Origin of the sequence: Flavobacterium sp. Leaf82 (genome assembly GCF_001422725.1) — a bacterium.
GTDB lineage: Bacteria > Bacteroidota > Bacteroidia > Flavobacteriales > Flavobacteriaceae > Flavobacterium.
This window is the reverse complement of record NZ_LMMA01000002.1, coordinates 69,087-82,249: the sequence shown is the minus strand read 5'-3', so window position 1 is coordinate 82,249 and position 13,163 is coordinate 69,087. Positions and strand designations below refer to the sequence as shown.

The window sequence follows — 13,163 nt, the reverse complement described above, 5'->3', positions numbered from 1 at the left end:
TCAGTTAAGAAAATCAACTGGCTTTTATAATTTTTATAGGATTATCCTACGATTTCAGTTACCTGACCTGCACCTACAGTTCTACCACCTTCACGGATAGCAAAACGTAAACCTACGCTCATTGCGATTGGGCTTAATAAAGCAACATTGATAGTCAAGTTATCTCCTGGCATTACCATCTCTACTCCTTCTGGTAAAGTAATAACTCCTGTTACGTCAGTTGTACGTACGTAGAACTGTGGACGGTAGTTATTATGGAATGGAGTATGACGTCCACCTTCTTCTTTTTTCAAGATATAAACCTCAGCTTTGAAAGTAGCGTGTGGTTTTACTGATCCTGGCTTAATGATAACCATTCCTCTTTTGATAGATTCTTTATCAATACCTCTTAACAATAAACCTACGTTATCTCCAGCTTCACCTCTATCAAGGATTTTACGGAACATCTCAACTCCTGTAATAGTAGAAGTTAATTTATCAGCTCCCATACCAATGATTTCAACTGGATCTCCTGTATTAGCAATACCTGTTTCGATACGACCTGTAGCAACAGTTCCACGACCAGTAATTGTAAATACATCTTCAACCGGCATCAAGAATGGTTTAGCTACGTCACGCACTGGCTCTTCGATCCAAGCATCAACAGCTTCCATTAATTCAATGATTTTTGGTACCCAAGCAGGATCATTATTCAATCCTCCTAAAGCAGAACCTTGAACTACAGGACCATTATCTCCATCATATTCGTAGAAAGATAACAAGTCTCTGATTTCCATCTCAACAAGCTCTAACAATTCAGCATCATCAACCATATCCACTTTGTTCATGAAAACAACGATTCTTGGAATACCTACCTGACGACCTAAAAGGATGTGCTCACGAGTTTGTGGCATTGGACCATCTGTAGCAGCAACTACTAAGATAGCTCCGTCCATTTGAGCAGCACCAGTAACCATGTTCTTTACGTAATCCGCGTGACCTGGACAGTCAACGTGAGCGTAGTGACGGTTAGCTGTTTCATACTCTACGTGTGATGTATTAATAGTAATACCTCTTTCTTTCTCCTCTGGAGCGTTATCGATTTGATCAAACGATTTTGCTTGACAGTAACCAGCATCAGACAATACTTTTGTAATTGCTGCAGTTAATGTAGTTTTTCCGTGATCCACGTGTCCAATTGTACCTATGTTTAAGTGCGGTTTGGAACGATTAAAATTCTCCTTTGCCATTTTACTTAATTTTTAATCTTAGTTATATATTAATTTCAATTTCCTACTTACTTGAGCCAATGTCGGGAATTGAACCCGAGACCTCTTCCTTACCAAGGAAGCACTCTACCCCTGAGCTACACCGGCAGAATCCTTGATTTAAGAGTCTAATTCAGCATTTTGTTTTATTCATCCAAAATCCGAAAAACATAATCTAAAAATTCATTTTGTGGGGAGAGCAGGATTCGAACCTGCGAAGTTCACACAGCAGATTTACAGTCTGCCCTCGTTGGCCGCTTGAGTATCTCCCCATTTTTTATCAATAATTGCATGAACAAATTTCAAATCGTATTTGAAATATTTTGAGCCGGCGGAGGGACTCGAACCCACGACCTGCTGATTACAAATCAGCTGCTCTAGCCAACTGAGCTACGCTGGCAATATCAATAAAAAAGTCCGCTATTTCTAACGGACTGCAAATGTAGCTATTTTATCTTTGAATCAAAACATTTTTTAAAAAAAATTTTGAATTATATGTGTGCTCTTATTTTTTCTTTCCTTTTTACCAATACACGCTCTAAAGATTCTGCCGAAAGTTCGACCGCCTCTTCAAATGTCTTGCATTGTTTTTTAACCAAAAAATCATCTCCAGGAACATTAATCTTAATCTCTACCGCTTTATTCTCCTTATCACTGGTTCGTTCGACCTTTAAAAAAATGTCAGCCGAAACAACTCGATCGTAATATTTTTCTAATTTATCCATTCTCTCCTGAATAAAATCCACCAACTTTCTGTCAACAGTAAAGTTAACCGCATGAACATCTACCTTCATAATACAAATTTTAGGGTTAATAAACATTTTAGAATCACTATTTATTCCTAGGATGCGCATCGCCATATACCTTTTTAAGTTCTGCTAAACTATTATGAGTATAAACCTGGGTAGATGCCAAACTCGAATGTCCTAATAATTCTTTTACCGAATTTAAATCTGCTCCGTTATTTAGTAAGTGAGTCGCAAAAGTATGCCGAAGCACATGCGGACTCTTTTTTACCTTTTCAGAGACTTTACTAAAGTATGAATTTATTAATCGATACACAAAAGATTCGCTCAATTTTAACCCTTTTTTCGAAATAAAAAAATATTCACCGTCAACTATATTTTCAACAGAGGTTCTTTCTTTCAAGTACAAATTAAACTGCTCAACAATTATTGGCAAAACAGGAATTATACGTTCTTTATTCCGTTTCCCTAAAACCTTAATAACATTAGACGATAAATCGACATTATATTTCATCAAATTTATCAACTCCGCCCTACGCATCCCTGTCGTATAAAAAAGGTCCACAATAAGCTTATCTCTCACTTCTTCAAAACCAGAAGGATTACTAACTTCTTGCATTAAATCTTTCAATTCTTTTTCAGAAAATGGGATTTGAACAATTTTAGGGGTTTTTAGCGCCTTATGCTTCAACATTGGACTAACTTCTATTTGCTTTGTTTTTAAAAGAAATCGATAGAAAGCTTTTAATGAAGACATTTTTCGGTTTATCGATACATTAGAAATATCCTGATCGACAAGGGAGACAATCCAACTTCTGATTTGACTGTAATTCACATGATCTATATCATCTTGTTCAAAAGAGGATTTATTAAACGTTTCAAAAAACAAAATATCATTCAAATAAGCATTAACCGTATGTGCGGAATATTTTTTCTCTAATTGAAGATAATCACGAAATGCTTCTTTATTTGATTTCATAAGATTACAATCTTTTTCATTTACACAAATTTATATCCCGTTTACAAAGAATATATTTATCTCAAAATTAAGCATAAAAAAACCGTTAGTATCAAATTTTGATAACTAACGGTAATTATTTTTGAAAAGCTAATACTAACTCTCTAAACCATCTCTCATGTTTTGGATGTAAGCAGCTTTTTGAATTTGTGCTCTTTTGATAACAGAAGGCTTAATAAAAGCAGTACGTGCTCTTAGTTGACGAACAGTTCCTGTTTTATCAAATTTTCTTTTATAGCGCTTTAATGCTCTATCGATATTTTCTCCGTCTTTAATTGGTATAATTAACATAATATTGACACCTCCTCTCGTTAAGGGTGCAAAAGTATATATTTATTATGAATTATGAGTTATTATTTATGATTATTTTTTGAGGATTGAGAAAAGAATATAGAATTTAGAAAAAAGAATAAAGAATACAGACATTAAACTGCTTTTAGTTTCACAAAAACCCTACAGAAAATACAATTATTACTAATGTAAAAAGAACGTAGTAATTCACTGAAACTTCTATATTGCGACTGAGTGCGTGAGGGATTGCAATGGAAATCCTTTTATATTCTTTCTTTAAGAATATAAAAGATTGGAATGAAAAGCCCGACCTCAAGAAACAAAAAGCCACTCAACGTTTAGTGAATGGCTTTTTGTTTCTTGAGGGCACGCCCAAATTATCATTTTACTCTTTTAGCAAATTTCTTGAAATTACTAATTTTTGGATCTCAGTAGTTCCTTCTCCAATAGTACATAATTTAGAATCTCTATAGAATTTCTCTACCGGAAAATCTTTTGTATATCCATAACCACCATGAATTTGCACAGCTTCGTTCGCAATTTTCACACAAGCTTCTGAAGCGTACATTTTTGCCATCGCACCAAGTGTTGTAACGGGTTTGTGCTGTTGCTTTAAGAAAGCAGCTTTGTGAAGTAAAAGTTCTGAAGCTTCGATCTCAGTTGCCATATCAGCTAATTTAAACGAAATTCCCTGAAAGCTACTTATAGGTTGCCCAAACTGATGTCTTTCTTTAGAATATTTAAGTGCTGCTTCATAAGCGCCTTTTGAAATTCCTAATGATAAAGCTCCAATTGAAATACGACCGCCATCAAGTATTTTCATAGCCTGTACAAATCCCTGTCCTACTTCTCCTAGTCTATTTGCATCCGGAACACGACAACCATCAAAAACCAACTCTGCAGTTTCGCTTGCACGCATTCCTAATTTGTTCTCTTTTTTACCTGACGTAAATCCTTTCATGCCTTTTTCGAATACAAAAGCGGTCATTCCTTTAGAATCTCCTTTTTCTCCGGTTCGCACAATCACTACGGCAATATCTCCAGAGATAGCATGCGTGATAAAATTCTTAGCTCCGTTTACAATCCATTCATCACCATCTTTTACTGCTGTTGTATTCATTCCTCCAGCATCAGATCCTGTATTATGCTCTGTTAATCCCCAAGCTCCAATATGCTCAGCCGTAGCAAGTTTAGGCAGCCATTTTTTCTTTTGCTCTTCATTTCCAAAAGTCAGAATATGATTCGTACATAAAGAATTATGAGCTGCAACTGAAAGACCAATTGAAGGATCTACTTTCGAAATTTCCTCGACAACTGTAATATATTCATGATACCCTAACCCCGATCCACCGTATTTTTCAGGAACTAAAACTCCCATATATCCCATTTCACCTAATTTTTTAAATAGGTCAACCGGAAAAATTTGAGCTTCATCCCATTCCATAATATTTGGTCTGATATTTTTTTCGGCAAAATCTTTTATAGATTGGGCAATCATTGACTGCGTTTCGTTATAATCAAAATTCATTGTTTGCTTATTTTTTAGAACTCCAAATATAAACTAATTATTTTTGCTTTATCAACAGGAAAACCTTTAATTTTTGATAAATCCTCAATATTATTAATATTTCCATTCATACTTCTGTATGTTACGATTTGTTTTGCCAATGTATATCTGAAATAAGAAAATTGAGATAATTCTTTTAGAGAGGCTTCATTTATGGCAATCTTTTTAAAATTGGAGGGTATTATAACTTTAAAATGAGTGTTTAATTCATATATAACTTCTGGTGAAAGTCCCCAAACATCATTCATTTGTTCCATAGAAACAAAACACCCCAAGATCTCTTTTTGTTTGAGTATTCTTAATGACAAAGCTTCACCAATACCATATATCTTAACCAAATCTTCCTGACTTGCCTGATTAATATCCGAAACAATAATTTTTTCTTTCTTGAAGAATGGCTTTTGAATAAATTCTTTTTTGCTGATTTTAAAATTTGATTTGCCCTGAGTCCAATCTGGAAATTTAAAAAGTGGGGAAATAATTTTTAACAACGAATCTGATATTTTTGTTACGTCTTGAAACTCCCTTGCAGAAGTTACATATTTATTCTCTTTTCTAAAAGCTAACAAACGATCAATCTCGAGAACAGACATTCCTAATTTATATCCTTTATAATCTGAAATGAAGTTAGGATTAAAGGTATATATTTTAGGTTTCTCTTTTAATTTTGTCAGCTTCATAGCATCAATTTCTGACTGTAAAGCCATCCATTGTTCTTTTTCATTAAAAGATTTTTCAGGCAAACTAAAATCAATAAAAAAATATACTGCCTGCAATACTATAATAATGGTAAAAAGTAAAAAAATTCCTGTACGTTGATGATTTGTAAACTTCAAACCTTTTATCATTCCTTTCAAATTCATCTGTCTACAGTTTTTCATTTTTAATTAAGCGTCTAAATTACAGGAAAAATATTTTAAATTAACAAGAATATTACTAAATTTATTTTAAATTTGAAAATTACATATTTCACTAGTAAAGCTTAATTAATTTAATGAATCTGAGTTTCTAAAGAATAATTACCACTGGTTTTATCATAAATTTTAATATTTTATAACTTAAAAAGAGATAATTGTTTTTATTTTTTACAAAAAACGATACATTTGGAGCTTAATAACAATAAACCAATATAATAGTATGTCAATTTGGAAAACTAAACCACTTTCGGTATTGCTTGACGAAGCATCCGAATCTGAAAAAGGCTTAAAAAGAACTCTGTCTTCACGTTCGCTTGTCGCGCTTGGAGTTGGAGCCATTATTGGAGCCGGATTATTCTCTTTAACAGGAATTGCTGCCGCAGAACATGCTGGTCCTGCAGTTACTCTTTCTTTTATTTTAGCAGCAGTTGGTTGTGCATTTGCAGGACTTTGTTATGCAGAATTTGCTTCTATGATTCCGGTTGCAGGTAGCGCATATACTTATTCTTATGCTACAATGGGAGAATTTATGGCCTGGATTATTGGTTGGGATTTAGTTTTAGAATATGCTTTAGGAGCAGCAACCGTTGGTGTGAGCTGGTCCCGATACTTACTAGAGTTACTAAATAAATATGGAATTCATCTCCCCCATCAATTTATATGTTCGCCCTGGGAGACTTTAAAATTAAGCGACGGAACAATAATTGAAGGTGGTATTGTAAATTTACCAGCTATTTTTATCGTTTCGATGTTGTCTTTATTATTAATCAGAGGAACAAAAGAATCTGCATCATTAAATAACTTTTTAGTTGTTGTAAAGGTTGCTGTAGTAATCATTTTCATCGTTTTGGGATGGAGTTTTATTGATACTGCTAACTATACTCCATACATTCCTCAAAACACTGGTGTTTTTGGTGAATTTGGATGGTCAGGTATTGCTGCAGGAGCAGGAACTGTATTCTTTGCTTTTATTGGATTTGACGCTGTCTCTACAGCTGCTCAGGAAGCTAAAAACCCACAAAAAGGAATGCCAATTGGTATTTTAGGCTCACTTGTAATCTGTACTTTATTATATGTATTCTTCGCTCACGTAATGACAGGTCTTGTTAACTACAGAGAATTTGCAGGAGATGCTAAACCGGCTGCAACTGCATTTGCAAAAACTGGTTATGACTTTTTACAAACTGGTTTAATTGTAGCTATTCTGGCTGGTTATACTTCTGTAATGCTAGTAATGCTTATGGGACAAAGCCGTGTATTTTACACGATGAGTAAAGATGGTTTATTACCTCCATTTTTTAGTTCTATTCACTCTAAATTTCGCACACCATGGAAAACAAACCTTTTCTTCCTTGTATTCGTAAGCTTATTTGCAGGATTAGTTCCAGTAAGTGATTTAGGACATATGGTAAGTATTGGAACACTATTAGCTTTTGTACTAGTTTGTATTGGTGTGATGGTAATGCGTAAAAAAATGCCGGATGCTCCAAGATCATTCAGAACTCCTTTAGTACCATTTGTGCCAATTGCAGGTATTTTGATCTGTTTAGCTTTAATGTATTCATTACCAAACGAGAGCTGGATTAGACTTATAGTTTGGATGGCTTTAGGAATAGCAATCTATTTTGTTTACGGCAAGAAAAACAGTAAATTAAATAATCCGGGGAAATAATTTTCCTGAGAGATATAAATAAAAAAGGATCATAGAGCTAAAACTTTATGATCCTTTTTTATGTTTTATACTATTTTATAAATCGAAAACTGAAGTACGTTTTGCACGGATTAAATCTTTTAGTCGAATCCAGAATGCCAATGTTAGATAAACCCCAAATCCCAAACCGGCAGTAACAAACGAGATATAAATAAAAAACAACCTTACACTTGTTACCCGCATTCCTAATTTATCTGCGAGACGTGATGAAACATGAAATCCATATTTCTCAAAGAAAAACTTAAGTTTTAAAATTGCTGACATTAGATTTAGATTTTATCCTTCGACTTCGCTCCGGATGACATTAGTATTTGTTAAGAAATGCAAAAATACAAAATTATCTCGTTGACACATTTTCTAATTATCTTAATTATTCTTTAGTAGTTCCATTCCTAAAGCACATTTTAAACAGGCTTTTTTATTACAGTATTCATTTTTGAGCTCCAACAGCGTTTGGGTTTCAAAAGCATTTTTGGAAGAAATTCCAAAGGTTTCAAACTTATTTATAATAGCATTTTTTTCAGGTGGAACTTCATTCATAAAAGCAATTAAATCTTCCGAAATCGATTGGCCCATCACATTAGAATAAGCAAACTGAATAGGAATTATGGTATTTATAATAATCAAATCTAAAAAGGATTTCGATAGAGATTTTGGTTTTCTTACGCTCTCATTATCAAACTGATAATGATTTTGCCAATATTTACTGGCGCCAACGCTTAATAAATCATAAACACTTTTAACGGATTTAAGCACTATTATTCTTGAAAATAAGTTTTGATGTTTTTGATATAAATTTGCCAATTGGGAAAGCCTAATCGTGGGAAAATTATCCGGACGATGCTTAAAAAATTGCACTGGATCTACATGATGTTTTTCTAGTTGGTATTTATTTAAAAGATAATAATACCTAATTTTCAAATCTGTAAAATACACATCTTCTTTTTCATCATCAAGTAAGCCAGAAGTGCCTAAAAGCAGCGCTTCGAGATTTTCAATTTCAAAGCTTTCTTTTCTAACAACCGGAAATGGTATAGATTTAGCAATTTGCAAAAAAGTATTACTATTGGTATTTAAGCCAAAATTTTTTGCAAGTAATAAAAATAAAACTGCTTCCCAATCTTGATTTGTTTCTTCTAACAGATCATAAATAAACTTTGATTTTCGTTCCAGTCTGTCAAAAAATAGCCTTTCCTGCCAATTTTTAAATGTGAAATCATCGATTTCCCGAATACTTTTTTCGCAAAATATCCAGGATTTAGGAGTAACTAAAGAATTATAATTTGATAAAATTTCTGAAGAAACATAATCTCTGAATACCAAAACTGGAATTCTTCTGTTATTTTTATCAAATATTTCTGTGTCATGTTCCCAAACAACGTGTAAAATTAAATTTTCATAGGCTACATCATTTTCATGACCATGAACATACCAATCAGATGATTTTAAATGAATTTCAACATTTCCAGCCCATTTTTGATTTCCAATTTTTATTTGGGCATTAAAAAAATCAGGACCTGCAAGTTCTAAATAATCTCCTGTTTTAATGATTGTAATTTGCTCTTGCTGAGAGGTTCGTAAATTTAATGTGTCAAATTTTTTGAATCTCCAGAGATAATGAAGAAAATCTTCTTTCATTTTTTGGTTTTTACTATGATTTATAAAAACCTAAATTTAATTAAAAAATAATACTAATCTTACAAATATTTAATTTTATTATCTCAGCATAAATAATTTAGCACATGCGCGTGCATCAGATAATGCTTCGTGATGGTTTAATTGAATTTTCATTTCCCTACAACAATCACTTAATTTAGTTGGTTTAAAACCTTTCGCCTTATATATCTTTACGGTACATTCCCACTTTTCTGCTATATTTAATTGTTCATAATCCAAGCCGTAAAGCGCCATAGATTTGGTCAAAACATTTCGATCAAAACTTTCGTTATGTGCCACAACTACTCTGTTTTTTAATCTTTTTTCTATTTCAGGATAAATCTGTACAAAAGTCTTTGCATTTATAGTATCTCTTGGATAAATTCCATGTACACGTATCGTAAATGGATTGTATTCGTTGTTTGGTGGTTTAATTAAAGTGACATATTCATCTACTATTATTCCATTTTCTACTGTAACAATTCCAACAGCACAAGGGTGATAACTGGTTGCCGTTTCAAAATCTATTGCGGTAAAATTCATTTCTAAATATATTAAGCTAAAAAAATCCATAAACCTAATCACTAAAAATTAGATTTATGGATTTTATAAAATTATTAAAAGCGGTCTTATTTTATTGATCCAATAATATCATATTTGGTAATAATATGATGATTACCATTTCCAAGATCCACTAATACAGCATCGTTTTCTTTGGTAAATAATTTAGAAACTTCTTCAATTGGAGTTCCCATTTTTACAATTGGAAAAGGTTTGCCCATTACTTCTTTAATTGGTTTTTCGGCTACATTTTTATCTGCAACGTAACTTCTAAACAAATCTGTTTCATCTACAGAACCTACAAATCCATTGATGTCTACAACCGGAATTTGTGAAATTTTATATTTACGCATACGCTCAATTGCGTGCGAAACTAATTCCTCAGTACGAACAACAATTAATTCTTTATCGATATGATCTTTAATAACATCTTCTGCCTTTGTAATGTTTTCTTCTAAGAAACCACGCTCACGCATCCAGTCATCATTAAACATTTTACCAACATAACGACTTCCTGAGTCATGAAATAACACCACAACAACATCTTCTGGCTTAAAATGTTCTTTAAGCTGTAATAATCCTTTTATACAAGCTCCGGCAGAATTACCAACAAAAATCGCTTCTTCAAGAGCAATTTTTCTGGTGTAAACTGCTGCATCTTTATCAGTAACTTTAGTAAATCCGTCGATTAAAGAAAAGTCTACGTTTTTTGGTAAAATATCTTCTCCAATTCCTTCTGTGATATATGAGTAGATTTCGTTTTCATCAAAAATACCCGTTTCGTGGTATTTTTTAAAAACGGATCCGTAAGTATCAATTCCCCAAATTTTAATATTTGGATTTTTTTCTTTTAAGTATTTTCCAACTCCGGAAATAGTTCCACCAGTTCCTACTCCAACTACAAAATGAGTAATTTTTCCATCAGTTTGTTTCCAGATTTCTGGTCCTGTTTGCTCGTAATGTGCCAAAGAATTAGACATATTATCATACTGATTTACATACCAGGAATTAGGTGTTTCAGTAGCTAATCTTTTTGAAACAGAGTAATAAGAACGTGGATCTGTTGGTTCAACGTCAGTAGGACATACTACTACTTTAGCGCCTACAGCACGCAAAATATCCATTTTTTCTTTAGACTGTTTGTCAGATATTACACAAATCAATTTGTAACCTTTAATAATAGCTACAAGTGCTAATCCCATTCCGGTATTTCCAGAAGTACCTTCAATAATAGTTCCTCCTGGTTGTAAACGGCCATCTGCCTCTGCATCTTCAATCATCTTTACAGCCATTCTGTCTTTTACAGAATTTCCCGGATTAAAAGTTTCGACTTTTGCCAATACTAACGCGTCAATTTCAGCAACAATTTTGTTGAGTTTTACCAATGGTGTATTACCAATTGTTTCTAAAATGTTATTTGAAAAGTCCATTTCTATTTAATTTAATGTTTGGTTTTTAATATAATAATGGCCTGGTTTTATTGGAAGAAATTCCAAACTAAACCAAATCGGATAACGAAATCACGATAAGGATTATTAGGCGCTGCATAATAGTCACTTTTAGAAAAAAGTGCATTGATATGTTCTGCTTTTAAATAAAATCGCGTTTGACGAATTCTGGCATTTACAAAAAGATCAAATAATGGATAACCACCAATTTCTTTATTTTTTTGAACAAAAAACTCTCCCACTACCGGATTGTAATCATTTCCGTAATATTTTGTAAAATAATTAAATACGACTCCGGTTTGCATAAATAATGCTTTCTTAAAGAAATAACCTGAGTAATAAAATGTATTTCTTGTTACAAAATCCGGTACATTTAAAATCAAATCTGACTGATCTACTTTTTGATACAATAATGTATTATCTAATGCAAAACGACCAAATTTAAATTCTCTACTTGCTTTTATTTCTAAATAATTAATAGCATTTCCATACTGAGCAGGATTTATAATTTGTGTATTAGCAGCAATTTGTGCCGGCGATGAAACATCAGCAAAATACAAATGATCTTTTAGTACCGTATATTGAACTTCTCCATTTAACCAAGGCGTATAAACACTCGCACTTAGAGAATTGATCTTTTCGTTTTTAAAATTATTAGACCAGTTATATTCTACATAACTACTTTGATATAAGTTGTAGTTATTATTAGGTAATTTGTTAATGTTACGATATCTAAAGTCAAATTGAATCTTCTCGTTCCAATCATATTTTAATTTAGCATCTAAGTTAGATAGCGACTGATTTGTAATTGATCTTGAATATAAAAAACGTCCATTCCATTTGTTTTTTTGATATTCGTATTGTCCGCCTACATTATTGATCTGAAGAAATAAATTATCAGGAATAACGGTGTTTCCACTATCTTTTACAATGATTCTTCCATACTCATAATTAGACCTGTAATCGTCTACAAAAAAATTAAATTTTCCTAAAAGAGAATTTTCATAGGCAACTCCTACCTTATTATATAGTCTTTCATAATGGGTCTGATCATTTATACCATTTGTAACATATGATTCTCCAAAGCGCTGTACCGGCGTTGTACCAACTGTTGAAAGAACGGTTGCCTGATTGTATTCGAAAAATTTATTCTCGTAATTAAATACATGTGTTACATATAAATTATTGCTTCCATCTGTTGGATTTATTCTAAAAGCGTGATCAAAAAACAAACGTTTTCCTTTTAAAAATGACTTTGCATCTGTAAGGTAAACTTGTAATCTCTGGCGATTTTTATAATCTTTATTATCACTTTCAAAGTCTGATGGCGTTGTTATACCTCCATTTTCTTCATTAGAAATATCCTGATACGTATAATGCCCATTTATGGCATATCTTCTATCTGTGGTAGCATAACTTGTTGTAAACCTAAAATTTCCTGCACTAACCAATTGATTGATATAATCTCCCTCTGAACGTAATCCTTTATAAGCAATAGAAAAATTAAGGTTTTTAGACGTATTTAGTGTAATAAATGAATCTACGTTTTGACCTTTGTTTATTGTTGTATTAAAAAATAATTCTGTTAACGGAGTCGCTACTGAATAATAGTTGATTTGATCTGCCTCTAAATAATTAAAATGTTTACCACTAAAACCAATTTCGGGATACGGAGAAAAATTTGTTAAACTGTATTGCAGCGTATTAAAGGTTTGCCCAATATTCGAAAAAGACAAAAGTCCAAAATCATCTTTTCGAAGGTGATTTTGTTTGTAAGCACTTTTTAATGTTAACGATGTATCCACATAAGTGGTATCATGTTCCAGAGTAATAATCTGATATTGATCTATTGTTGCAATTTTATCTTTTTTCTTTTTTACAGTATCTGTTATACTTGAATATTTAGTATTCATATCTAAACTATTTTTAGAAGTAGTTTTTTCCTGAGAAAACAATAAAGTTGGTACAACTAATAGATATAGAAAAACGAATATTCTCATT

At 32.4% G+C, this 13,163-nt stretch carries 12 protein-coding genes and 3 tRNA genes; 1 reads left to right on the top strand and 14 read right to left on the bottom strand.

Annotated features, from left to right (window positions below; genetic code table 11):
* Positions 1-41 precede the first annotated feature (41 nt).
* From tuf to ASF10_RS03925, 9 genes are all read right to left on the bottom strand, one after another.
* The gene (tuf, locus tag ASF10_RS03965; protein WP_031456758.1) at positions 42-1,229 is read right to left on the bottom strand and encodes an elongation factor Tu; all 1,188 of its coding nucleotides are present in this window, start codon (positions 1,227-1,229) and stop codon (positions 42-44) included.
* A gap of 54 nt (positions 1,230-1,283) precedes the next feature.
* Positions 1,284-1,355 (bottom strand) — tRNA-Thr (locus ASF10_RS03960).
* 83 nt (positions 1,356-1,438) lie between these two features.
* Positions 1,439-1,519, bottom strand: a tRNA-Tyr gene (locus ASF10_RS03955).
* A gap of 54 nt (positions 1,520-1,573) precedes the next feature.
* Positions 1,574-1,647: transfer RNA gene (locus ASF10_RS03950), tRNA-Thr, on the bottom strand.
* A 91-nt stretch (positions 1,648-1,738) separates the two neighbouring features.
* Positions 1,739-2,041: a ribosome hibernation-promoting factor, HPF/YfiA family gene (hpf, locus tag ASF10_RS03945; RefSeq protein WP_056245753.1), complete on the bottom strand. Its 303-nt coding sequence runs from the start codon at positions 2,039-2,041 to the stop codon at positions 1,739-1,741.
* A gap of 37 nt (positions 2,042-2,078) precedes the next feature.
* Entirely contained in the window at positions 2,079-2,972 is an 894-nt protein-coding gene (locus ASF10_RS03940; RefSeq protein ID WP_056245749.1) for a tyrosine-type recombinase/integrase, read from the bottom strand.
* 135 nt (positions 2,973-3,107) lie between these two features.
* On the bottom strand, positions 3,108-3,302 hold the full coding sequence (rpsU, locus tag ASF10_RS03935; RefSeq protein WP_026985791.1) for a 30S ribosomal protein S21: 195 nt from the start codon (positions 3,300-3,302) through the stop codon (positions 3,108-3,110).
* A 385-nt stretch (positions 3,303-3,687) separates the two neighbouring features.
* Positions 3,688-4,830, bottom strand: coding sequence for an acyl-CoA dehydrogenase family protein (locus ASF10_RS03930; protein ID WP_056245745.1), 1,143 nt, complete (start codon positions 4,828-4,830; stop codon positions 3,688-3,690).
* Positions 4,831-4,844: 14 nt separating this feature from the next.
* Positions 4,845-5,732, bottom strand: a complete 888-nt coding sequence (locus tag ASF10_RS03925; RefSeq protein ID WP_056245838.1) for a ComEA family DNA-binding protein — start codon at positions 5,730-5,732, stop codon at positions 4,845-4,847.
* Between the two features lie 274 nt (positions 5,733-6,006).
* Here ASF10_RS03925 and ASF10_RS03920 point away from each other — a divergent pair, with 274 nt between their 5' ends.
* Positions 6,007-7,458 carry an amino acid permease gene (locus ASF10_RS03920; RefSeq protein WP_056245744.1) on the top strand — a complete coding sequence of 484 codons (1,452 nt, stop codon included), beginning with the start codon at positions 6,007-6,009 and terminating at the stop codon, positions 7,456-7,458.
* Between the two features lie 75 nt (positions 7,459-7,533).
* On the opposite strand, the gene ASF10_RS03915 is transcribed toward ASF10_RS03920, so the two are convergent.
* From ASF10_RS03915 to ASF10_RS03895, 5 genes are all read right to left on the bottom strand, one after another.
* Entirely contained in the window at positions 7,534-7,761 is a 228-nt protein-coding gene (locus tag ASF10_RS03915) for a PspC family transcriptional regulator (RefSeq protein ID WP_007810860.1), read from the bottom strand.
* A 102-nt stretch (positions 7,762-7,863) separates the two neighbouring features.
* Complete coding sequence (locus ASF10_RS03910; RefSeq protein ID WP_056245742.1) at positions 7,864-9,135, bottom strand: DUF2851 family protein; 1,272 nt, start codon at positions 9,133-9,135, stop codon at positions 7,864-7,866.
* A gap of 78 nt (positions 9,136-9,213) precedes the next feature.
* Positions 9,214-9,696 carry a 3'-5' exonuclease gene (locus ASF10_RS03905; RefSeq protein WP_056245837.1) on the bottom strand — a complete coding sequence of 161 codons (483 nt, stop codon included), beginning with the start codon at positions 9,694-9,696 and terminating at the stop codon, positions 9,214-9,216.
* 86 nt (positions 9,697-9,782) lie between these two features.
* Positions 9,783-11,144, bottom strand: coding sequence for a pyridoxal-phosphate dependent enzyme (locus tag ASF10_RS03900; protein WP_056245741.1), 1,362 nt, complete (start codon positions 11,142-11,144; stop codon positions 9,783-9,785).
* Between the two features lie 47 nt (positions 11,145-11,191).
* Entirely contained in the window at positions 11,192-13,162 is a 1,971-nt protein-coding gene (locus ASF10_RS03895; RefSeq protein WP_056245738.1) for a putative porin, read from the bottom strand.
* Position 13,163 lies beyond the last annotated feature (1 nt).

Excerpts from the sequence above, each read along its gene's own strand:
- tuf (WP_031456758.1), bottom strand. The coding sequence starts at position 1,229 with ATGGCAAAGGAGAATTTTAATCGTTCCAAACCGCACTTAAACATAGGT.
- hpf (WP_056245753.1), bottom strand. The coding sequence starts at position 2,041 with ATGAAGGTAGATGTTCATGCGGTTAACTTTACTGTTGACAGAAAGTTG.
- ASF10_RS03940 (WP_056245749.1), bottom strand. The coding sequence starts at position 2,972 with ATGAAATCAAATAAAGAAGCATTTCGTGATTATCTTCAATTAGAGAAA.
- rpsU (WP_026985791.1), bottom strand. The coding sequence starts at position 3,302 with ATGTTAATTATACCAATTAAAGACGGAGAAAATATCGATAGAGCATTA.
- ASF10_RS03930 (WP_056245745.1), bottom strand. The coding sequence starts at position 4,830 with ATGAATTTTGATTATAACGAAACGCAGTCAATGATTGCCCAATCTATA.
- ASF10_RS03925 (WP_056245838.1), bottom strand. The coding sequence starts at position 5,732 with ATGAATTTGAAAGGAATGATAAAAGGTTTGAAGTTTACAAATCATCAA.
- ASF10_RS03920 (WP_056245744.1), top strand. The coding sequence starts at position 6,007 with ATGTCAATTTGGAAAACTAAACCACTTTCGGTATTGCTTGACGAAGCA.
- ASF10_RS03915 (WP_007810860.1), bottom strand. The coding sequence starts at position 7,761 with ATGTCAGCAATTTTAAAACTTAAGTTTTTCTTTGAGAAATATGGATTT.
- ASF10_RS03910 (WP_056245742.1), bottom strand. The coding sequence starts at position 9,135 with ATGAAAGAAGATTTTCTTCATTATCTCTGGAGATTCAAAAAATTTGAC.
- ASF10_RS03905 (WP_056245837.1), bottom strand. The coding sequence starts at position 9,696 with ATGAATTTTACCGCAATAGATTTTGAAACGGCAACCAGTTATCACCCT.
- ASF10_RS03900 (WP_056245741.1), bottom strand. The coding sequence starts at position 11,144 with ATGGACTTTTCAAATAACATTTTAGAAACAATTGGTAATACACCATTG.
- ASF10_RS03895 (WP_056245738.1), bottom strand. The coding sequence starts at position 13,162 with ATGAGAATATTCGTTTTTCTATATCTATTAGTTGTACCAACTTTATTG.